The sequence below is a fragment of the Stutzerimonas stutzeri genome (assembly GCF_024448695.1).
GTDB classification, from domain to species: Bacteria; Pseudomonadota; Gammaproteobacteria; order Pseudomonadales; family Pseudomonadaceae; genus Stutzerimonas; species Stutzerimonas stutzeri_T.
Genome location: NZ_JAMOHY010000019.1, coordinates 34,310 through 56,209 on the forward strand (window position 1 = coordinate 34,310; position 21,900 = coordinate 56,209).

Genomic DNA, 21,900 nt, shown 5'->3' on the forward strand with positions numbered 1-21,900 from the left:
AACACAGCGTCGTCCACATGCAGCTTGAAGCCCGGGGCTTGCAGATCAAAGCTGACCCAGCACCGGGGTCGTCACTCGTACATCTGCATTCTGGCCGCGATGGCGCAGAAGATGGTCCAGTAGCACGATAGCCATCATCGCTTCGGCGATGGGCGTGGCACGGATACCGACGCAGGGATCATGGCGGCCCTTGGTAATGATCTCCACCGGATGGCCCTGGGTATCGATGGAGCGACCCGGCGTGGTGATGCTCGACGTGGGCTTGAGCGCCAGGTGGGCAATGATCGGCTGGCCGGAAGAAATCCCGCCAAGGATGCCGCCAGCCTGGTTGGACAGAAAGCCTTCCGGCGTCAGCTCGTCACGATGCTCGGTGCCGCGCTGGGCAACGCTGGCGAAACCGGCGCCGATTTCCACGCCCTTGACCGCATTGATGCTCATCAGCGCATGGGCCAGCTCGGCGTCCAGACGGTCGAAAACCGGCTCACCCAGACCCGGAGGCACACCCTCGGCCACCACGGTGATCTTCGCCCCCACCGAATCCTGATCGCGGCGCAGCTGATCCATGTAGGCTTCCAGCTCGGGCACCTTGTCCGGATCAGGGCTGAAGAAAGCATTCTGTTCCACTGATTCCCAGCCCTTGAAGGGGATCTCGATAGGTCCGAGCTGGCTCATGTAGCCCCGCACCTGAATGCCCAGCGTTGCCAGGTACTTCTTGGCGATGGCACCAGCAGCCACGCGCATGGCGGTTTCACGCGCCGAGCTGCGCCCACCGCCTCGGTAATCGCGAACGCCGTATTTGTGGTGATAGCTGTAATCGGCATGAGCCGGGCGGAACTGTTCCTTGATTGCCGAATAGTCCTTGGACTTCTGATCGGTATTGCGGATCAGCAAACCAATCGAACAACCCGTGGTGCGGCCCTCGAAAACCCCGGAAAGGATTTCGACTTCATCGGCTTCCTGGCGCTGGGTCGTGTGGCGACTGGTGCCCGGCTTGCGCCGGTCGAGGTCACGCTGCAGATCTTCCAGAGACAGCTCAAGCCCGGGCGGACAGCCGTCGACGATGGCGACCAGCGCCGGCCCATGACTCTCGCCAGCGGTGGTGACGGTAAACAGCTTGCCGTATGTGTTGCCGGACATGCAGGTGCTCCGCAATCGACCTGAACAAAGGGCGCAAAGTATACCCGAGCTGCTGCGGATTTCGTCCAATGCCGCGCCACTGGCGAATGCCATGGCACATCGCTACCCTCCAGTTGACCGATTAGCCGCCGATATGGTCGTTAGCCATCGTCAAGCAAGGCCCACGGACACCCCATGACCGACAGCACAACCGCACCGAACGATAGCGACGCTCAGGTGCCCGCTTCTCCCTCACCGCATCCCTGGGCCGAGCTGGCTCCGGACCGCTTTCGCCTGCTGCGTCTGGCACCATTGCTGACCGACAGTGACAGCGGTGCGCGTCCGCTGCGTTTTGTCGAACTGGGGCAGGTCGAGCGGCACTCACGGAAGCAGAGTCTGCTCAGGCTCTCCATACGACTCCCAGGCCAGGTGCTCTCGGCAAAGTACAACGTGCTGGAAGTCTGGGCTGACCATGAGACCAAGGAGCTGCACTTCGGCCCGGAATCGGGCCTGCATCTGGAGCCGGTCAATCGCGGTCTTGGACGTTTTCTGCTGGCGCAATGCGCGCTTTGGGCGCAGAAACGCTGGTCACACTACCTGGTCAAAGAGGGCGTCCTGCCCGCCGGAGATGTCGCCACTGACGATATGCGTCTACGGCGGGATCGTTGCCTGCAGAGCCAGGGGCTTGACGTCACCTACCCCGACTCACAGCAGCTTAAGGCACTCTACAGCGTGCCACGCGTCAGCACGCTGCGCCCTGACTGGAACGCCGAGAAGGTACAGATCATCGAGCTGACCGATGCCGCCGCCATGCTCGAACAGGCTGACCGCAACCTGCTCGAACAGGAAATCAAGATTCGCGACATTCAGGAGCGGCTCAACAGGTTTCGTCGCGAAGACGGCACGCTGCGCTTCACCATTGCCTGTCTGATTGCCTTCTCCCTGTTTCAGGCGGGTCTGCTGATCTGGATCGCGACCCGCTGAAAATTACGCCCTACCCCTTGAGCCGCTCGCGAAACAGCGGCTGATACTCACGGCATTGACTGGCCGCCAGTAGAAACACCCCATGCCCGCCTTCGGCGAATTCCAGCCAGGTGAAATCCACCTCCGGGTAAAGCGCAGTGACGTGCACCTGGCTGTTGCCCACTTCGACGATCAGGCTGCCGTTATCGGTCAGATGGTCCGCCGCCTCGGCCAGCATTCGTCGCACCAAGTCCAGACCATCATTGCCGCAGGCAAGCCCCAACGCAGGTTCGTGGTGATATTCCTCGGGCATATCGGCAAAGTCTTCCGCATCCACATAGGGCGGATTGGAGACAATCAGATCAAAGCGCTGCCCAGACAAGCCGTCGAAACCATCACTCTGCACGGTATAGACGCGCTCATCCAGGCCATGATGTTCGATGTTGCGATTAGCTACCTCAAGCGCCTCGAAAGAAATATCCGCCAGCACCACTTCGGCCTCGAGAAACTCATACGCACAGGCGATGCCGATGCAGCCCGAGCCGGTACACATATCCAGAATCCGGGTCGGGGTCTGCGCCAGCCAGGGCTCGAAGCGCCGTTCGATCAGCTCACCGATGGGTGAGCGCGGAATCAGCACGCGCTCATCGACGATGAACGGCAGGCCACAAAACCAGGTCTGCCCAAGCAGGTAGGCCGTCGGCACGCGCTCCTCGATACGACGACGCAGCAGGCTCTGAAGGTGTTCACGCTCGTCATCCTCAAGACGGCAATCGAGGTAGCTGTCGGCAATTTCCCAAGGCAGATGGAGCGCACCCAGTACCAGCTGACGCGCCTCGTCCCAGGCGTTGTCAGTCCCATGACCATGGAACAGCTGTTCAGCATGAAAATGGCTGACGGCCCAGCGTATGTAATCGCGTAGCGTACGCAATCGGGAAGACGAAGCGGTCACGTCGATATCTCCGGTCAAAAGTGCGAAAGTCTAGCCGATAGCACGCAAGGTTTCTCAGCCTTCTGCGGTCCTTGATGCTGGCATCTCGACCGACATTGACGCTCCTGCAAGCGAATCTCGGGTTTCGACGGTTCACATATCGCTCATCTGGGGCCACAATCAGCCCCCTTCACACTTCAAGGAGTCAGTCATGTCCAAGCCACAGACCTTGCTACAGCTCAGTGGCCGCAGCTATGCACCGGCGACTCTGGCTAACGCGACGCTTCTGGTCATCGACGCCCAGGAAGAATATCGCAGCGGGGCAATGGCCCTGCCGAACCTGGCCCCGGCGCTTGAGGAAATTACACGTTTGTTAGCGCTTGCCCGCCAAACCGGCACGCCTGTCGTGCATGTCCACCACCTGGGCATCTCTGGAGGTTTATTCGACCCCCAGGGCCTGCGTGGCCAGATCATGCCCGAAGCAGCCCCCCTGGCCGGCGAAGCCGTGATAGGCAAAACACTGCCCAATGCCTTTGCCGGTACGCAGTTGCATGAGCTGCTGCAGCAGCATGGCCGTCTCGACCTTGTCGTCTGCGGATTCATGACCCATTCGAGCGTGAGCACCACCGTCCGCGCCGCCAAGGATTACGGTTATCGCTGCACCCTGGTCGACAAGGCCTGCGCCACACGCGATCTGCCGATGGGCGATGGCTCAATCGATGCCGAACAAGTGCACCGCATGGAAATGACCATCCTCGCTGACAATTTCGCCGTCTGCGTGGCAGATGCCGGAGCGCTAACCTGAGTCAAGCCCGAACTCCATACCTGACAGGCAAGGAACCTGGACGTGCTTCCTCGGTCACAGCCCTGCCCCTGAGAGGTAATCGGAATGAAGCTGAGCAATGACTTCGATGCGCGCCGCCTGCGGCCCCGCGAACCACGAAGATGGCGCACACGCTTCGGCATGTTTTTTGGTCTGCTGTTGATCGCTCTCGGCATTCTTCTGACGCTCGCGGGTGCGGCTTCCCTGCTCGGTGGCCGTCAAGCCATCGACAGCATGACGCTAGATTCCGAAGCTGCGATCATCTCGCTTCTGCTGGGACTGGCCCTGTTCTGGACTGGCCTGCTCATCAGACGTCGAGTACGTCGCCGCCTCCACGGCCAGAGCGGCCTCAGCCTGTCGCCCCACCTCGGGAAAAAACGCTGATCGCCCTTCTTTTGCACTTGCCAAGCCACCCGCCGAATCGTAAGTGCCACACAGCCAACCCCTGGGATAAAATCGCCTGCAAATGCGGAGGCAGCATGCAAGAAGACGATTTTTCCCTGTTCAGAACTGCAGTTCGCGGCGTCAAGCCAATCGAACACGATCGCGCCGACACCGGTAAACCGCGCAGCAACAAAACCCAAATCGCTACCCGCCGCGCAAACGCCATCATCAGCAACGACGAAACCCGCATTGATGGGCTGTCCGATCAGTTCGTCATCGACGTGACCGCTGAAGATGAACTCTACTGGGCGCGCGACGGTGTGCAGGACAGTCAGATGCGCAAGCTCAAGGCTGGCCAGATCCCCTTCGAGGGCAGCCTCGACCTGCATGGCTTGAGCGTGGAGAAGGCGCGCGAGCTGCTCTGGGATTTCCTCGCTGAGGCCTGCAAGTTCGAAATCCGCTGCGTCCGCGTCACCCACGGCAAGGCCGCACGCGTCGACGGCAGACGACCCCTTATCAAAAGCCATGTGAACACCTGGCTGCGCCAGCACCCCCAGGTACTCGGTTTCACCTCATGCCTGCCCCGCCATGGCGGCACCGGTGCGATCTACCTGATACTCAAGCGAACCATGCTCGACGGACGGGACGAGTGAACACTTCATACTTCAAGTGAAGGAGGCTCACACTTCTTCTTGCCGTATGTAGTGTGCAACCTGCAGCTGGTTTTTCCCCTTGCCAGCGAGACGGGTGCGTCCTACCCTTCGCGCTTGCGCTCACATGAAGCCCACAGGTAGCTCAATGTCACTGGAACAACATTACACCGCAATCCTTGGCCAGCTCGGCGAGGACGTCAACCGCGAGGGCCTGCTCGATACGCCCAAGCGCGCCGCCAAAGCCATGCAGTATCTGTGCAAGGGCTACCAGCAAACGCTGGAGGAAGTCACCAACAATGCACTGTTCAGCTCCGACAACAGCGAAATGGTGCTGGTAAAGAACATCGAGCTGTACTCGCTGTGCGAACACCACATGCTGCCGTTCATTGGCAAGGCGCATGTCGCCTACCTGCCCAACGGCAAGGTACTCGGCCTGTCCAAGGTTGCACGGATCGTCGACATGTATGCACGTCGCCTGCAGATTCAGGAAAACCTCACCCGCGAGATCGCCGAGGCCATCCAGCAGGTGACCGGTGCCTGGGGTGTCGCCGTGGTGATCGAAGCACAGCACATGTGCATGATGATGCGCGGCGTGGAGAAGCAGAACTCCTCGATGGTCACTTCGGTGATGCTCGGCCAGTTCCGCGAAAACCCCGCCACCCGCAGCGAGTTTCTGGGCCTCGTCAAATAGACAAAGAACCGAAGCATGCTGGGTGGATCAGGCTTTGTCGATCCGCCCAGCCGGGCCGAAGATGAATGTAAAAGCGGTATCCATCCCGACCCTGACGATATTTTTCACTGGCTAATCGAACATCCCAACATGCCGAGGGTGACTCGCGACACGCTGCAACCAGGCTCGGATTGCCGGGTATCCCTCCAGCTCGAAGCCCCCCTCCTCTGCGACGTGCGTGTAGGCATACAGCGCCACATCCGCAATTGAATAGCTTCCTCCGACCAGATATGGCGTGCGTAGCAGCTGCTGCTCCATCACGTTGAGTGCGTGATAGCCATCGTAACGCTTGGCCTCGTACTCCTCGCGGCGCTCTTCCGGCATGCCGAGATATACCTTGATATAACGGGCCACCGCCAGAAACGGCTCATGACTGTATTGCTCAAAGAACTGCCACTGAAGCACTTGGGTGCGCAAGCGTGCATCGCTCGGCAGAAACTCGCTGCCCTCGGCAAGAAAATTCAGTATGGCATTCGACTCCCACAGACAGGAACCATCTTCCAGCTGCAGAACAGGGATCTTGCCGTTGGGATTGAGCTTCAGGAACGCCTCTTCACGCGTTTCACCGCGCAGGATATTGACCGGCACCCATTCGTACGGCAGCCCAAGCAGATGCAGCATGAGTTTGACCTTGTAGCAATTGCCGGAACGATAATCGCCATAAACCTTATACATCTCGCCACCCCTCTCGATTGATGCCCTACCGAAACCCTGCTTCGGCAGTATCCGCCTGATCCGGTGCGCTCAGAAAAGCCATTGCCGTACCAGATGCAGAGACGAAAGAAACAAGTCAAACTACTTGACCGAAATTACGCCCAGACTGATAGATACGTCAATATGCATGACCTAAAAAAAAGCGGTGTTCAGCGCCAGATCATGGAACGCTTCTTCCTCGGCTATCAGGCATTCACTGCCAAGCCCGACGAGATGCTGGCAAGACGCGGATTATCTCGGGTCCACCACCGCATCCTGTTCTTCATCGCCAGCTATCCGGACCTGAGCATCAAGCAACTGCTCGGCTATCTTGGCGTCAGCAAACAGGCTCTGAATATCCCGCTGCGTCAACTTATCGAAATGGGTCTGGTGGAAAGCCTGACTGCCGAAGACGACAAGCGCAAACGCATGCTGCGGTTCAGTACAGAGGGAGCAAAACTCGAACAGGCTTTGCGGCGCGAGCAGGTACGCCTGCTCGAACGTGCCTTCAATGAGACGGGAGAAGATGCCGTAACAGGCTGGCTGGCTGTCAACCAGGCGCTGGCAGGCAGCGCCAACCGTCACTGAAGGTCCGGGTAACGACAAGCGCAGAGTTGCAGAAATCACGGGAACAAAAAAGGGCGACCGAAGTCGCCCTTTTTTAACGATGGAGTCAGAACTTAGTTCTGGTTTTCCATCTGCGCGCGGATCAGATCACCAATGGTGGTCGGGCCGGCGGAAGGTTCTACGTCCTGCTTGGTACGCAGTTCCTTCATCGCGTCTTTCTCGTCTTCAACGTCTTTCGACTTGATGGACAGGCTGATGACGCGGCTCTTGCGGTCGATGCTGATGATCTTGGCTTCGACTTCTTCGCCTTCTTTCAGCACGTTGCGCGCATCTTCAACGCGGTCACGGCTGATTTCGGAGGCTTTCAGGGTCGCTTCGATATCGTTGCCCAGATCGATGATGGCGCCTTTGGCGTCAACTTCTTTCACGATGCCACGAACGATGCTGCCCTTGTCATTGACGGCGGCGTAGTTGGAGAACGGATCGTCTTCCAGCTGCTTGATGCCCAGGGAGATGCGCTCACGCTCCGGATCGACCGACAGGATGACGGTGTCCAGCTCGTCGCCTTTCTTGAAGCGGCGAACGGCTTCTTCACCAACTTCGTTCCAGGAGATGTCGGACAGGTGAACCAGGCCGTCGATGCCACCGTCCAGACCAATGAAGATACCGAAATCGGTGATCGACTTGATGGTGCCGGAGATGCGGTCGCCCTTGTTGAACTGACCCGAGAAGTCTTCCCATGGGTTGGTCTTGCACTGCTTGATACCCAGGGAAATACGACGACGCTCTTCGTCGATGTCCAGAACCATGACTTCCACTTCGTCGCCGACCTGTACGACCTTCGACGGGTGAATGTTCTTGTTGGTCCAGTCCATTTCGGAAACGTGCACCAGGCCTTCAACGCCCTCTTCCAGCTCGGCGAAGCAGCCGTAATCGGTCAGGTTGGTGACCTTGGCAACAACGCGAGTGTTCTCTGGGTAACGAGCCTTGATAGCAACCCATGGGTCTTCGCCCAGTTGCTTCAGACCCAGGGAGACGCGGTTGCGCTCGCGGTCGAACTTCAGCACTTTGACGTCGATCTCGTCGCCAACGTTGACGATCTCGGAAGGATGCTTGATGCGCTTCCAGGCCATGTCGGTGATGTGCAGCAGGCCGTCGACGCCACCCAGATCCACGAACGCGCCGTAGTCGGTGAGGTTCTTGACGATACCCTTGACCTGCTGGCCTTCCTGCAGCGATTCCAGCAGAGCTTCACGCTCAGCGCTGTTTTCAGCTTCCAGGACGCTACGACGGGAAACGACAACGTTGTTGCGCTTCTGGTCCAGCTTGATGACCTTGAACTCGAGTTCTTTGCCTTCCAGGTGAGTGGTATCACGCACCGGACGGACATCGACCAAGGAACCTGGCAGGAACGCACGGATGCCGTTAACGTCGACAGTGAAGCCGCCCTTAACCTTACCGTTGATAACGCCCTTGACCACTTCCTCAGCTGCGAAAGCCGCTTCCAGAACAATCCAGCACTCGGCACGCTTGGCTTTTTCGCGGGACAGCTTGGTTTCACCGAAGCCATCTTCAACCGCGTCCAGCGCAACGTGAACTTCGTCACCCACGCTGATGGTCAGCTCGCCCTGCTCGTTGTAGAACTGCTCGACCGGGATGACGCCCTCGGATTTCAGACCGGCATGGACAGTGACCCAGTCACCATCGATGTCGACCACGATGCCGGTGATGATGGCGCCCGGCTGCATGTCGAGGGATTTCAGGCTTTCTTCAAAAAGTTCTGCAAAGCTTTCGCTCATGTTTATTCCTGCTGTTTTCGGACGAGAATCCGCCCAATCTCCACGCCCCAGATAACGTGGGTTCATTCATATAAAAAAAGGCCTGCGGGACTGGATCTGGTCTCCCACATGCCTCCTTGTTAACGGTCCTGATTCAGGCCGCTGAGTCGCCTTTCGGCGCCCGTCCATCAGGCAAAATCGTGCTTCTCGACTTCGCCCAGAATCTGTCCCAATACCTGCTCGATGGACAATGCAGTGGAATCCAGCTGTATGGCATCGTCTGCCGGCTTCAGCGGAGCCACTGTACGTTGGGTATCACGCTCATCACGTGCCCGTATCTCGTCGAGAAGACTCGCAAGGTTAACATCATCCCCCTTAGCCTTCAACTGCAGGTAGCGTCTACGAGCCCTTTCCTCGGCGCTGGCCGTAAGGAATATTTTCAGCGTAGCATCGGGGAAAACCACTGTTCCCATGTCCCGACCATCGGCAACCAGCCCCGGTGCTTCGCGAAAAGCCTTCTGCCGCTGTAACAGGGCTTCACGCACCACCGGCAGGGCTGCAACCTGTGAGGCCCCAGCGCCGACAACCTCGTTGCGGATGGCCTCGGTAACGTCTTCGCCTTCGAGCACAATGCGCATACCGTGCCCCGCCTTCGCCGCACCGAACTGCACATCCAGATGGGCGGCCAGCGCCTTGAGGGCTTCTTCGTTGGTCAGGTCGACGCCGTGGTTGCGGGCAGCGAAGGCAAGCAAACGATACAGGGCGCCAGAATCAAGAAAATTCCAGCCCAGCTTGCCGGCGAGCAACGCCGCAATGGTGCCCTTGCCGGAGCCGCTAGGGCCGTCGATGGTAATGACCGGAATCTGTCGGATCATGAAGCCTCCTCCACGGAAACACGCATACCAGCCCGCTCGGCCAACGCCAGGAAATTGGGGAACGAGGTCGCGACATTGGCGCAATCATGAATGCGGATCGACGCACCGGCGCGCAGTGCTGCGACGCTGAAAGACATGGCGATACGATGATCGCCGTGGGCCCAGACTTCTCCACCGCCTATCGGGCCGCCTTCGATCAGGATGCCGTCGGGCGTTGGTTCGGCCTTGACGCCCAACGTCTGTAGCCCGTCCGCCATGACCTGAATACGATCCGACTCCTTGACCCGCAGTTCCTCGGCACCACGCAGTAAAGTGCGACCTTCGGCGCAAGCGGCGGCGATAAAGAGCACCGGGAATTCGTCGATGGCCAGCGGCACCAGCGCTTCGGGAATTTCGATGCCCTTGAGTTGCGCGGCCCGCACACGAATGTCGGCCACCGGCTCACCGCCTACCTCACGCTGATTGGACAGTTCAATGTTGGCGCCCATCAGCTTGAGGATATCGATCACGCCGGTGCGCGTCGGGTTGATACCCACGTGCTCCAGGGTCACATCCGAACCTTCTGCAATACTGGCTGCGACCATGAAGAAAGCGGCGGACGAGATATCAGCCGGCACTTCGATCTGTGTGGCGCTCAGTGTGTGGCCCGGCTCGACAGTTGCAGTGCTGCCCTTAACCAGAACCGGATAACCGAAGCCCTGCAGCATCCGCTCGGTATGGTCACGGGTGGGTGCAGGCTCTGTCACCGAGGTCTGGCCTTCGGCATAGAGACCGGCGAGTAGCAGGCAGGATTTGACCTGGGCACTGGCCATGGGCATGTCGTAGTGCATGCCGGACAACTTCTGGCCGCCACGAATGGTCAGCGGAGGACGCCCCTCGGCAGCAGTTTCAATCACCGCGCCCATTTGGCGCAGGGGGCTGGCAACGCGATTCATCGGTCGCTTGGAGAGCGAGGCGTCGCCGGTCAACGTGGTATCGAATGACTGAGCAGCGAGCAAACCGGCCAGCAGACGCATCGAGGTGCCGGAGTTGCCCAGGTAGATCGGACCGGGCGGCGCCTGCAGGCCATGCAGGCCGACGCCATGCACAGTCACGCGGCCCTGGTGCGGCCCTTCGATGACCACACCCATGTCGCGAAACGCCTGGATGGTAGCCAGTGCGTCTTCGCCTTCGAGAAAGCCCTCGACCTCGGTGGTGCCTTCGGCCAGCGAGCCGAGCATGATCGAACGGTGGGAAATGGATTTGTCGCCTGGTACACGCAACTGGCCAGTCAGGCTGCCGCCAGGGTTGGCGAGGAAGATCAGGTCATTGGAATGCATAACGTCCACATAGGCTCTGCGAGCCAGTATTTTGCTGAAATGTTCCCGGGCAGCCCTGGCGCGCGTGAATACGCCCAGCAGTGTATGCCCGTCTCCTTCATCGACCGCGGCGCGCAGGGCGTCGAGGTCGGTACGAAAATCATCCAGGGTGGCCAGCACTGCTTCACGATTGGCCAGAAAGATGTCGTGCCACATCACCGGATCGCTGCCCGCTATGCGGGTGAAATCGCGGAAACCGCCGGCAGCATAGCGAAAGATTTCCAGATTCTCATGACGCTTGGCCAGCGAATCCACCAGCCCGAAAGCCAGCAGGTGCGGCAGATGACTGGTGGCCGCAAGCACCTCGTCATGATGGGCGACGTCCATATGCTCGACATCGGCACCCAGCGCACTCCATAGTCGGTCGACCAGCGCAAGTGCTTGCGGATCGGTACCGGCTACCGGCGTCAGGATCACCTTGTGCCGCTGGAACAGTGAAGCATCTGCAGCGGTGATGCCACTGCGCTCGGAACCCGCGATGGGATGACCAGGTACGAAGCGCGCCGGCATGGTGCCGAACACTCGCGTCGCGCAACGCACCAGATTGCCCTTGGCGCTGCCGACATCGGTAAGCACCGCATCCCCCAGTTCCAGTTGCGACAGCTGCTCCAGCAATTTTTCCATCGCCAGGATCGGCGCGGCCAGCTGAATCACACTGGCATCACGACATGCTTCTTCCAGCGTCTCGGTACAACGATCGACCACGCCCAGCTCTACAGCCAGCTGCCGACTGTCGGCATTGGGATCGAAGCCCACCACTTCATTGCACAGCCCCTGCTCACGCAAACCCTTGGCGAATGAGCCGCCAATCAGGCCGAGACCGATCACCACCAAGCGCTCTACGCGAGGTGCCTGCTGTTGCTCTCTGATGCTTTGGGTCACTGATCGAGCACTACGCGCAGAGCCTCTAGAAAGCGGGTATTTTCCTGTTCGGTGCCGATGGAAACCCGCAGGAAAGTCGGCATGTCATAACCGGCAATGGGGCGAACGATCACACCTTCACGCAGCAGGCCTGTGTTGATCGGTGCGGCATCGCGGCCCAGATCAACCGCCAGAAAATTACCCCGTGAAGGAATCCATTTCAGGCCGAGCTCGCGCAAGCCACTTTCCAGCTGCAGCATCCCGGCGCGGTTTAGCCGCCGTCCTTCGGACAGATACTGCTCATCATCCAGCGCCACACAAGCCGCCACCAGGGCAAGGCTGTTGACGTTGAACGGCTGGCGAACCCGATTGAGCACATCGGCAATCTGTGGCGAAGACGCGCAGTAGCCGACCCGCAGACCGGCCAGACCGTAGGCCTTGCACAGCGTGCGTGAGACCAGCAGATTGGGATAACGATCCAGGTAATTCAGGCCGTTGGGCAGCTCACCTTCCTCGGCAAACTCGATATAGGCTTCGTCCAGCACCACCAGCACGTGTTCCGGAACGCGGTCCAGAAAAGCCTCCAATGCCTGCCCTCCAACCCAGGTACCGGTGGGGTTGTTCGGGTTGGCAATGAAGATCACTCCGGTCTGCTCGTCAATGGCTGCAAGCATGCCGCTCAGGTCATAACCGTAATCAATGGCCGGCACCACCCGACTCTCGGCCCCTACCGCCTGGGTACAGATCGGATAAGCGGCAAAGGCATGGGCGCTGAACACCGCATTGCGACCCGGCGCCAGCCAGCAGCGTGCAACGAGATCGATGATATCGTTGGAGCCGTTGCCCAAGGTGATCTGCTCGGGCTTGAGACCGAAACGCTCAGCCAGTTTCGCCTTGAGCTGAAAGCCGCTGCCGTCGGGATAACGGCTCAGTTCGGGCAACTCGGCGGCAATCGCCTCCAGCACGCGGGGATTGGGACCCAGCGGATTCTCGTTACTGGCCAGTTTGACGATCTTCGCAGGATCGATGCCCAGCTCACGCGCCAGCTCATCAATCGGCTTGCCGGTGACGTAGGGGGACAGTTTCTGAACGCCCGGCACGGCCAGGGCAAGGAAATCACGGGACATAGCTACAAGCCTCAAGCTTCAAGCCGCAAGCAAAAACCCACATCAAAACTTGGGGCTTTCAGCTTGCGGCTGCTTTTAAAGTACCGCCTTGGGATACGAGCCCAGCACTTTCAGCGCCACGGCTTCGTGGCCGATCTTTTCCAGCACATCCTTGATCAGCGGGTCCTGGTGGTGGCCAATGCAGTCGATAAAGAACACGTAGGTCCACTTGCCACTGCGAGAAGGCCGGGTTTCGATCCGCGTCAGGTCGATGCCGTTGGCATGGAACGGCATCAGCAGCTCGTGCAGCGCTCCCGGCTTGTTGCGCATGGAGACGATGATCGAAGTCTTGTCGTCGCCGGTCGGAGGCACTTCCTGGCTGCCAATGATGAAGAAGCGCGTGGAGTTGTCCGGGCGATCCTCGATCTTCTCGGCAAGGCGGGTCAGCCCATAGAGCTGCGCAGCCATGTCGCCGGCGATGGCCGCCGAGTTCCATTCGCTTTTGACCCGCCGGGCGGCGTCGGCATTGCTCGATACCGCTACGCGCTCGACATTCGGGTAATGCGCATCGAGCCACTTGCGGCACTGGGCCAGCGATTGCGCATGGGAATAGATGCGGGTGATACGGTCGGTCTTGGTCGTCTCCCCCACTAACAGATGATGGTGGATACGCAACTCGACTTCGCCACAGATGACGATGTCGTGTTCGAGGAAACTGTCCAGCGTGTGGTTGACCGCGCCCTCGGTGGAGTTCTCCACCGGCACCACGCCGAAATTCACCGCACCGGCCACCACTTCGCGGAAGACCTCGTCGATGGCTGCCATGGGCTTGCTGACGACCGAGTGACCGAAATGCTTGAGGGCTGCCGCCTGCGAGAAGGTGCCTTCCGGGCCGAGGTAGGCAACCCGCAGCGGCTGCTCCAGGGCCAGGCAGGAAGACATGATTTCGCGGAACAGGCGCGCCACTTCCTCATTGTCCAGCGGCCCCTTGTTCAGCTCCATGATGTGCTTGAGCACCCAGGCTTCACGCTCGGGCCGGTAGAATACCGCCTCCTCGCCTTCGGCCAGTGACGCGGTTTTGACCCGCGCCACTTCCTGGGCGCAACGCGCGCGCTCGCTGATCAGGTCAAGAATTCTCTCATCCAGATTGTCGATGCGTACGCGCAGAGCCTTGAGCTGGTCGGCATCACTCATCAGCCGTGCTCCTTCTCGAATTCCGCCATATAGGCCACCAGCGCTTCGACGGCATCCAAACCCACGGCGTTGTAAATGGAGGCACGCATGCCACCGACCGAACGATGGCCTTTCAGGTTGAGCAGGCCGCGTGCATCGGCACCGGTCAGGAAGGCCTTGTCCAGACGCTCATCGGCCAGACGGAACGGTACGTTCATCCAGGAACGTGCGTTCTCGGAGATCGGGTTGGAATAAAAGTCGCTGGCGTCGATGACCCCGTAAAGGAGCTCCTTCTTGGCCCGGTTGCGCTGCTCCATGGCCTCGACACCGCCCTGCTCCTTGAGCCACTCGAAGACCAGCCCCGACAAATACCAGGAGAACGTCGCCGGCGTGTTGTACATCGAGCCGTTGTCGGCAGCGATCTTGTAATCAAGCATGGTCGGGCAGGTGGAGCGGGCCTCGCCGAGCAGATCCTCACGGACAATCACCACCACCAGACCGGACGGGCCGATGTTCTTCTGAGCACCGGCGTAGATCAGGCCGAACCGCGAAACATCGATGGGGCGCGAAAGAATGTCGGAAGACATGTCCACCACCAGCGGCGTATCGCCCAGCTCCGGTACCCAATCGAATTGCAGTCCGCCGATGGTTTCGTTGCTGGCGTAATGCAGGTAGGCGGCGTTGTCGCTCAGTTGCCACTCATTCTGCCCGGGAATGGCAAAGTAGTCGTAAGCCTTGGCGCTGGCGGCCAGGTTGACGTTACCGAAGCGACGCGCTTCTTCGATGCTCTTGCGCGACCAGATGCCGGTGTCGACGTAATCGGCAATGCCATCTTCAGGCAGCAGATTCAGCGGAATTTCGGCGAACTGCTGGCTCGCGCCACCCTGGAGGAACAGCACCTTATAGTTCGATGGAATGGCCAGCAGATCGCGCAGGTCCTGTTCGGCCTTCTCGGCTATCGCGACATAAGCATCACTGCGATGACTCATCTCCATCACCGACAGACCACGACCCTGCCAGTCCAGCAGTTCAGCCTGGGCGCGTTGCAGCACCGCTTCGGGCAGCGCGGCCGGGCCGGCGCAGAAGTTAAAGGCGCGTTTGCTCATCTTCGTTCTCTCAAAAACGGTCGATACCATGTTCGCTCGGCCCGCCGTCTGAATGCCAAGGGCCGGCGCTTGCAATACTTTCTGTGCTGGAGTGCAAGGCGAGGCCCGGAGGCCTCGCATTCTGATCGGATCAGTTCTCGTCGTCGGTCGGCACTACATCGGGGGGCACATCGCCACCACCACCAAGCAGTTCGTCTTCACCGGGTTCGATACTGACGACAGGCATTTCCTTTTCCAGCGACTCGTCATCCAGGCTGGCCTCGATGTCTTCAAGCACCTCCTCTTCGGAAGGCTCCTGAACACGCTCAAGACTGACCAGATGCTCATTCTTGGCCAGCTTGATCAGCGTCACACCCTGGGTATTTCGACCCAGCGATGACACTTCATCGACGCGGGTGCGCACCAGCGTGCCCTGGTCGGAAATCAGCATGATTTCCTCGCCAGACTGTACCTGCACCGCGCCGACCAGCGGCCCGTTGCGCTCGCTGGTGACCATGGCGATCACGCCCTGACCACCACGACCACGGCGCGGGAATTCGTCGATCACCGTGCGCTTGCCGTAGCCGTTGAGGCTGGCGGTGAGAATCTGCGCGTCGGGCTCCGGGATCAGCATGGAGATCAGGCGCTGACCTTCCGGCAAGCGCATGCCACGCACACCGCGTGCGGTACGGCCCATGGTGCGCACGTGTTTTTCCTTGAAGCGGATGACCTTGCCGCCATCGGAGAACAGCATGACTTCACGGGCACCATCGGTAATCGCTGCGGCAATCAGGGTGTCGCCTTCTTCCAGACCGAGCGCGATCAGTCCGACGCTGCGCGGACGACTGAACTGCGACAGCGGCGTCTTTTTCACGGTGCCCTTAGCGGTCGCCATGAAGATATAGGTGCCAGTCGGCTCGTCCACCGACTCGTCGGCCTCCTCGCCATCAAGGGACTCTTCCGCCTCTTCACTCTCGCTGATGATTTCCGCATCTTCGACATCCTCGTCCTCGTGCAGCTGCTGACGCGCCGCCTCGATGTCGATCTGCAGCATCGCGGTGATGCTTTCGCCGTCATCGAGCGGCAGCAGATTTACCAGCGGACGACCGCGCGAAGTGCGCGAGGCCTCGGGGATTTCGTAGGTCTTGAGCCAGTAGACCTTGCCCTTGCTGGAAAACAGCAACAGCGTGGCGTGGCTGTTGGCGACCAACAGATGCTCAACGTAATCCTCTTCCTTGACACCGGTTGCCGCCTTGCCGCGACCACCCCGACGTTGCGCCTGATAGGCCGCCAGAGGTTGTGACTTGGCGTAGCCACCGTGGGAAATCGTGACAACACGCTCTTCTTCGGTGATCAGGTCGGCCAGCGTCAGATCCAGGCGCGCTTCGAGAATCTCGGTGCGACGCGCATCGCCGAACTCGGCCTTGACACTTTCCAGTTCCTCGCAGATGACTTCCATCAGGCGCACGGGGTTGGTCAGGATACGAATCAGCTCACCGATCTGGGTCAGGATTTCCTGATACTCGCTCAGCAGCTTCTCGTGCTCCAGACCGGTCAGGCGATGCAGGCGCAGATCGAGAATGGCCTGGGCCTGATCCGGCGACAGATGGTAGCGGCCGTCGCGCAATCCATACTGCGGATCAAGGTCCTCTGGACGGCAGGTATCGGCACCCGTACGTTCAACCATCGCCTCAACCGCGCTGGACTCCCAAGCCGTGGCGATCAGCGCGTCCTTGGCGTCAGCCGGTGTCGGCGAGGCCTTGATCAGGGCGATAACCGGGTCAATGTTGGACAGTGCAACCGCCTGACCTTCAAGGATATGGCCGCGCTCACGCGCCTTGCGAAGCTCGAACACCGTGCGCCGGGTGACCACTTCACGGCGGTGACGAACGAAGGCTTCCAGCAGCTCCTTGAGGTTCAGCGTACGCGGCTGGCCATCGACCAGCGCCACCACGTTGATGCCAAACACGCTCTGCAGCTGGGTCTGGGCATAAAGATTGTTGAGGATGACTTCCGGCACTTCGCCGCGGCGCAGTTCAATAACGACACGCATGCCGTCCTTGTCGGACTCATCGCGCAGCTCGGTGATGCCCTCGAGCTTCTTCTCTTTCACCAGCTCGGCGATCTTCTCGATCAGCCGCGCCTTGTTCAACTGATACGGCAGTTCGGTGATGACAATTTGCTGGCGACCACCCACCTTGTCGATATCTTCGATGGTTGAGCGGGCGCGCATATAGATGCGGCCACGACCGGTGCGGTACGCCTCGATGACACCCGCACGGCCATTGATGATGCCTGCGGTAGGGAAATCCGGACCGGGAATATAAGCCATCAACTCGTCGATGGTGATATCCGGATTGGCAATCAGCGCCAGGCAACCATCGATGACTTCACCCAGGTTGTGCGGCGGAATGTTGGTTGCCATGCCCACTGCGATACCGCTGGAACCGTTGACTAGCAGGTTCGGGATCTTGGTCGGCATGACCGCCGGAATCTGCTCGGTGCCGTCGTAGTTCGGCACCCAGTCCACGGTTTCCTTGTGCAGGTCGGCCAGCAGCTCGTGAGCCAGCTTGGCCATGCGCACTTCGGTGTAACGCATGGCTGCGGCGCTGTCGCCGTCCACCGAACCAAAGTTACCCTGGCCATCGACCAGCAGGTAGCGCAGCGAGAACGGCTGAGCCATCCGCACGATGGTGTCATACACCGCCGAGTCGCCGTGAGGGTGATACTTACCGATCACGTCACCGACCACACGGGCCGATTTCTTGTACGGCTTGTTCCAGTCGTTACCCAGCTCGCTCATGGCAAAAAGCACACGGCGGTGCACGGGCTTCAAGCCGTCTCGTGCATCCGGCAGCGCCCGTCCGACAATTACGCTCATGGCGTAGTCGAGGTAGGACTGCTTGAGTTCGTCTTCGATATTGACCGGGAGGATTTCTTTGGCCAGTTCGCCCATGGAAGCCTGGTTCCTTATAGTCAGCAGGGTCCTGCGATTAAGCGCGGAATGTTATCACAAGGTGGCAAGCCGCTGGAGACTGGAGACCTTGCGAAGAAAGTCCCACCAATGCTCGTCGTAAAGCCTTCCAGCTGCCTGCCTGTCTTCTTGCCTGCTAATGCAGCCGCTTACGACTCATCAACGCCTCGATCTTCGCCGCATTGGGACGTTCGACGATGCCTTTTTCAGTCACGATCACATCGATCAGATCGGCTGGCGTCACGTCGAAGGCTGGGTTGAACGCCTCGACATCCGCAGCGAAACGCTGGCCGTTGAGCGTCAGCAACTCACTGCCGACCTGCTCATCAATAACAATGTCCTCCCCGCTTTCCAGCGCCAGGTCGATGACCATGCTCGGCGCCACCACCATAAAGCGCGTCCCGTGATGCATGGCGAGAACGGACAGCTGATAGGTTCCGATCCTGCCGAGGATGTCGCCATTGGCAGCGATCCGCTCCGCCCGGACAATGACCCAGGTGATGCCGCGGGTCTTCATCAGATGTGCCGCGCAGGAATCGACATTCAACGTCACCGGCACACCCTCGGCATCCAGCTCCCAGGCCGCCAAACGGGCACCCTGCAGGCCTGGCCTGGTTTCATCGACATAGACACGCTCGACCAGCCCTTCCAGATGCGCGGCACGAATCACGCCAAGCGCCGTGCCGAACCCACCCGTGCTCAACGCACCGCTGCTGCAATGGGTCAGCAGGTTCTGCAGGTTGCCCTGGTGGCTGCGGATATATTCGACACCCAATTGAGCCATGCCAAGGTTGATTTCACGATCACTGGCCAGTATGGATGCTGCTTGCTCCTCGGCGACGGCATAAGGATCTTCGCCGGGCTTGAGGCGTTCCAGTCGCTCGCGCATCCGACTCAGCGCACCACTGGGACCGACCGCCGCCGGGCACACAGCAGCCAGCATCTGGAAATCCTCTTCCAGCGCCGCACGCCAATCGCTGCTTTCGGCAAGCCGCGCGCGCAAGCCCAGAACCAGCCCATAGGCGGCACTGATTCCAATTGCCGCCGCACCACGCACCACGCCCTCATCAATGGCGGTTGCAACAGCTGCTGCGCAATCACAGTGGCGCCACACCTCGGCCAGCGGCAACCGACGCTGATCGATCAGGCTCAACTGCCCGTCACGCCATTCGATGGCTTTCACCTTTTCGGCGCTCAGCAAACGCTCGCGCATGACCAGACTTCTTTTCAAAATGGCGTCCTGACGATCGGGAGTGGAAGCGGCCAGCCGCCTGGAATATGCGAACCGCACAGAAAAGCCCGACCATTTGCGAGCCGGGCTTGTGCATTTCGAGAAATGAGGGCGCGTGACTCGAGATTCACACGCCAGACAGGCGGCGAATCCTAATCGACTGATTTTCCGGGCACAAGGAAAGCCAGCATTAAGCAGCCACCTCAGCACTGCCAAAGGCGAACCGCACCTGGTCAGGATAAACCGGCGAGTGCTCCCGAGCCGCTAACGGTCCGTGTGATAGACCCAACACGAATCGAACCCGGTAAACTCATCCTCACCTTTTACCTCTACGACATCGGATCGCAACGCCCGAATGACCGCACTCGCTAACACCATGGCAGCCCGCGATGCCGGAGCCCCCACGCCACAAGCCTCACAGCCGGCAATCCCGCGCCCTGAGCTGAGCCGCCGCTTCAGCGTCGCGCCCATGATGGATTGGACGGACAGGCATTGCCGCTTCTTCCTGCGCCAGCTTTCTCGCCACGCCCTGCTCTATACCGAGATGGTCACCACTGGCGCGCTGATGCATGGCGATGCGGCGCGCTATCTGGGCCACGACGAAGTCGAACATCCGCTGGCTTTGCAGCTCGGCGGCAGTGTGCCGACTGACCTTGCAGCCTGCGCGAAGATGGCCGAGACCGCCGGCTACGATGAGGTGAATCTGAATGTCGGCTGCCCCAGCGACCGCGTGCAGAACAACATGATCGGCGCCTGTCTGATGGCACATCCGGCGTTGGTAGCCGATTGCGTGAAGGCCATGCGCGATACGGTGGGAATCGAAGTGACGGTCAAGCACCGCATCGGTATCAATGGACGCGACAGTTACGCCGAGCTGTGTGATTTTGTCGGCCAGGTAGCCGAGGCTGGTTGCCGCAGTTTTACCGTACATGCACGAATCGCCATTCTCGAAGGCCTGTCCCCCAAGGAAAATCGTGATGTACCGCCCTTGCGTTACGAAATCGCTGCACAATTGAAGGAGGATTTTCCGCATTTGGAGATCATCCTCAATGGCGGTATCAAGACCCTGGACGAGTGCGAGGCCCACCTACAGCGCTTCGATGGCGTGATGCTCGGTCGCGAGGCTTATCACAACCCCTATCTGCTGGCCCAGGTGGACGCCCGGCTGTTCGGCAGCACCGAGCCGATCATCAGCCGCGCAGAGGCGCTGGCCCGGATGCGGCCTTATATTCAGCAGCACCTGCAAGCCGGCGGCGCAATGCACCACATTACTCGACACATGCTCGGGCTGGGTCAGGGTTTCCCGGGTGCGCGGCGTTTCCGGCAATTGCTTTCGGTTGATATCCATAAGTGCAAAGATCCGCTGGCGCTGCTTGATCAGGCGGGTAGCCTGCTGGAAGGACGCTAACAGGCGTCACAAAACATGCGTAACTGAAGAAGGAACACGCGGGAACCTTTCCGATCCAATTGATGCCCGCCCGGCCCCTTGCTTGTCAGCAGCGGAGTTGGGTCATGACATTCAAAAGACAGAGCGCCCACATGACATCCAAGCTCGAACAACTCAAGCAGTTCACCACTGTCGTCGCGGATACCGGCGATATCGATGCCATCGCCAACCTGCAACCGGTAGATGCCACCACCAACCCGTCGCTGCTGCTCAAGGCCGCCGCCCTGCCCCGCTACGCCGACCATCTGCAGGCAGCAATGTCACGCTGCGGCGGTGATATCGGACTGGGTTGCGACCTCTTTGCGGTAGCGGTCGGCGGCGAAATTCTCAAGCTGATTCCCGGACGCATCTCGACGGAGGTCGATGCACGGCTTTCCTTCGACACCCAGGCGATGGTGCAGCGCGGCGAACGTCTGATCGCTCTTTATGAGCAGGCTGGCGTATCCCGCGAGCGCGTGCTGATCAAACTGGCGTCGACCTGGGAAGGCATCCGCGCAGGCGAGCAGCTGGAAAAGGCCGGTATCCAGACCAACCTGACGCTGCTGTTTTCCTTCACTCAGGCCGTCGCCTGCGCAGAAGCTGGCGTATTCCTGATTTCACCTTTCGTGGGACGCATCTACGACTGGTACAAGAAGCACGAAGGCCGCGACTACCAAGGCACTGAAGATCCTGGTGTGCAGTCGGTGAGCCGCATCTATGACTACTACAAGGCCCACGGTTACAAGACAGTGGTGATGGGTGCGAGCTTTCGCAACATCGGCCAGATCGAGGCGCTGGCAGGCTGTGATCGCCTGACCATCAGTCCCGATTTGCTTAGCCAGCTGGCCCAGGCAGAAGGCCTGCTGGAGCGTCGACTGGAGCCGGGCCGCGCATCCGAGCCACGTCTGGACATGGATGAAAAGGCGTTCCGCTGGGGCCTGAATGAAGATGCCATGGCGACGGAAAAACTGGCCGAGGGGATTCGCCAGTTCGCGCGAGATCAGGAAAAGCTGGAAGCCCTGCTACAGGCCAAACGCTGATGACAGCAGGCCGTTGAAAAACGTAGGCGAGGCAGGCAAGACAAGGCAAAAACAGGCGAGAAACGTAGCACAGCGAAGTAACAGCCGCAGGCTGGCCGAGGGTGAGCGCAGCGAATCAAGCGCAGTTTAGTGG

The 21,900-nt window shown here is 59.9% G+C and carries 19 protein-coding genes; 8 read left to right on the plus strand and 11 right to left on the minus strand.

What is annotated here, in order from left to right; genetic code table 11:
* Positions 1 to 45 precede the first annotated feature (45 nt).
* Complete coding sequence (aroC, locus tag NAV32_RS13520; RefSeq protein ID WP_256053316.1) at positions 46 to 1,137, minus strand: chorismate synthase; 1,092 nt, start codon at positions 1,135 to 1,137, stop codon at positions 46 to 48.
* A 174-nt stretch (positions 1,138 to 1,311) separates the two neighbouring features.
* On the opposite strand from aroC, the gene NAV32_RS13525 reads away from it, so the two are divergent.
* Complete coding sequence (locus NAV32_RS13525; RefSeq protein ID WP_256053317.1) at positions 1,312 to 2,100, plus strand: hypothetical protein; 789 nt, start codon at positions 1,312 to 1,314, stop codon at positions 2,098 to 2,100.
* Between the two features lie 10 nt (positions 2,101 to 2,110).
* On the opposite strand, the gene prmB is transcribed toward NAV32_RS13525, so the two are convergent.
* Positions 2,111 to 3,031: a 50S ribosomal protein L3 N(5)-glutamine methyltransferase gene (gene prmB / locus NAV32_RS13530; protein WP_256053318.1), complete on the minus strand. Its 921-nt coding sequence runs from the start codon at positions 3,029 to 3,031 to the stop codon at positions 2,111 to 2,113.
* A 190-nt stretch (positions 3,032 to 3,221) separates the two neighbouring features.
* Between prmB and NAV32_RS13535 the strand changes: the two genes are divergently transcribed.
* The 4 genes from NAV32_RS13535 (at position 3,222) to folE (ending at position 5,561) form a co-directional block, all read left to right on the plus strand.
* On the plus strand, positions 3,222 to 3,815 hold the full coding sequence (locus NAV32_RS13535; RefSeq protein ID WP_256053319.1) for a cysteine hydrolase family protein: 594 nt from the start codon (positions 3,222 to 3,224) through the stop codon (positions 3,813 to 3,815).
* Between the two features lie 84 nt (positions 3,816 to 3,899).
* Positions 3,900 to 4,217, plus strand: a complete 318-nt coding sequence (locus NAV32_RS13540) for a hypothetical protein (RefSeq protein ID WP_256053320.1) — start codon at positions 3,900 to 3,902, stop codon at positions 4,215 to 4,217.
* 95 nt (positions 4,218 to 4,312) lie between these two features.
* Positions 4,313 to 4,870, plus strand: coding sequence for a Smr/MutS family protein (locus tag NAV32_RS13545; protein ID WP_256053321.1), 558 nt, complete (start codon positions 4,313 to 4,315; stop codon positions 4,868 to 4,870).
* A gap of 145 nt (positions 4,871 to 5,015) precedes the next feature.
* Positions 5,016 to 5,561: a GTP cyclohydrolase I FolE gene (gene folE, locus NAV32_RS13550; RefSeq protein WP_037023019.1), complete on the plus strand. Its 546-nt coding sequence runs from the start codon at positions 5,016 to 5,018 to the stop codon at positions 5,559 to 5,561.
* Between the two features lie 111 nt (positions 5,562 to 5,672).
* Here the strand turns inward: folE and NAV32_RS13555 are convergent, their stop codons facing one another.
* Positions 5,673 to 6,275 carry a glutathione S-transferase family protein gene (locus NAV32_RS13555; RefSeq protein ID WP_256053322.1) on the minus strand — a complete coding sequence of 201 codons (603 nt, stop codon included), beginning with the start codon at positions 6,273 to 6,275 and terminating at the stop codon, positions 5,673 to 5,675.
* Positions 6,276 to 6,437: 162 nt separating this feature from the next.
* On the opposite strand from NAV32_RS13555, the gene NAV32_RS13560 reads away from it, so the two are divergent.
* Positions 6,438 to 6,881 carry a MarR family winged helix-turn-helix transcriptional regulator gene (locus tag NAV32_RS13560; protein WP_256053323.1) on the plus strand — a complete coding sequence of 148 codons (444 nt, stop codon included), beginning with the start codon at positions 6,438 to 6,440 and terminating at the stop codon, positions 6,879 to 6,881.
* A 92-nt stretch (positions 6,882 to 6,973) separates the two neighbouring features.
* On the opposite strand, the gene rpsA is transcribed toward NAV32_RS13560, so the two are convergent.
* From rpsA to mtnA, 8 genes are all read right to left on the minus strand, one after another.
* Entirely contained in the window at positions 6,974 to 8,659 is a 1,686-nt protein-coding gene (gene rpsA / locus NAV32_RS13565; RefSeq protein WP_256053324.1) for a 30S ribosomal protein S1, read from the minus strand.
* 167 nt (positions 8,660 to 8,826) lie between these two features.
* Positions 8,827 to 9,513 carry a (d)CMP kinase gene (gene cmk, locus NAV32_RS13570; RefSeq protein WP_256053325.1) on the minus strand — a complete coding sequence of 229 codons (687 nt, stop codon included), beginning with the start codon at positions 9,511 to 9,513 and terminating at the stop codon, positions 8,827 to 8,829.
* Positions 9,510 to 11,753, minus strand: coding sequence for a bifunctional prephenate dehydrogenase/3-phosphoshikimate 1-carboxyvinyltransferase (locus NAV32_RS13575; RefSeq protein ID WP_256053326.1), 2,244 nt, complete (start codon positions 11,751 to 11,753; stop codon positions 9,510 to 9,512). Before NAV32_RS13575 ends, cmk begins: the two co-directional genes overlap by 4 nt.
* A complete protein-coding gene (hisC, locus tag NAV32_RS13580) occupies positions 11,750 to 12,859 on the minus strand; it encodes a histidinol-phosphate transaminase (protein ID WP_256053327.1) in 1,110 nt (369 codons plus the stop codon). Before hisC ends, NAV32_RS13575 begins: the two co-directional genes overlap by 4 nt.
* A gap of 75 nt (positions 12,860 to 12,934) precedes the next feature.
* Positions 12,935 to 14,032 (minus strand): prephenate dehydratase, encoded by a 1,098-nt coding sequence (gene pheA, locus NAV32_RS13585; protein ID WP_256053328.1) that lies wholly within the window; start codon positions 14,030 to 14,032, stop codon positions 12,935 to 12,937.
* The gene (serC, locus tag NAV32_RS13590) at positions 14,032 to 15,117 is read right to left on the minus strand and encodes a 3-phosphoserine/phosphohydroxythreonine transaminase (protein ID WP_256053329.1); all 1,086 of its coding nucleotides are present in this window, start codon (positions 15,115 to 15,117) and stop codon (positions 14,032 to 14,034) included. Before serC ends, pheA begins: the two co-directional genes overlap by 1 nt.
* Before the next feature lie 130 nt (positions 15,118 to 15,247).
* Positions 15,248 to 18,052 carry a DNA gyrase subunit A gene (gyrA, locus tag NAV32_RS13595; protein ID WP_256053330.1) on the minus strand — a complete coding sequence of 935 codons (2,805 nt, stop codon included), beginning with the start codon at positions 18,050 to 18,052 and terminating at the stop codon, positions 15,248 to 15,250.
* A gap of 154 nt (positions 18,053 to 18,206) precedes the next feature.
* A complete protein-coding gene (gene mtnA, locus NAV32_RS13600) occupies positions 18,207 to 19,283 on the minus strand; it encodes an S-methyl-5-thioribose-1-phosphate isomerase (protein ID WP_256053331.1) in 1,077 nt (358 codons plus the stop codon).
* Positions 19,284 to 19,677: 394 nt separating this feature from the next.
* On the opposite strand from mtnA, the gene dusA reads away from it, so the two are divergent.
* Both dusA and tal read left to right on the plus strand, forming a co-directional pair.
* The gene (gene dusA, locus NAV32_RS13605) at positions 19,678 to 20,709 is read left to right on the plus strand and encodes a tRNA dihydrouridine(20/20a) synthase DusA (protein WP_256053333.1); all 1,032 of its coding nucleotides are present in this window, start codon (positions 19,678 to 19,680) and stop codon (positions 20,707 to 20,709) included.
* Between the two features lie 131 nt (positions 20,710 to 20,840).
* Positions 20,841 to 21,767 carry a transaldolase gene (tal, locus tag NAV32_RS13610; protein WP_256053334.1) on the plus strand — a complete coding sequence of 309 codons (927 nt, stop codon included), beginning with the start codon at positions 20,841 to 20,843 and terminating at the stop codon, positions 21,765 to 21,767.
* Positions 21,768 to 21,900: the final 133 nt, after the last annotated feature.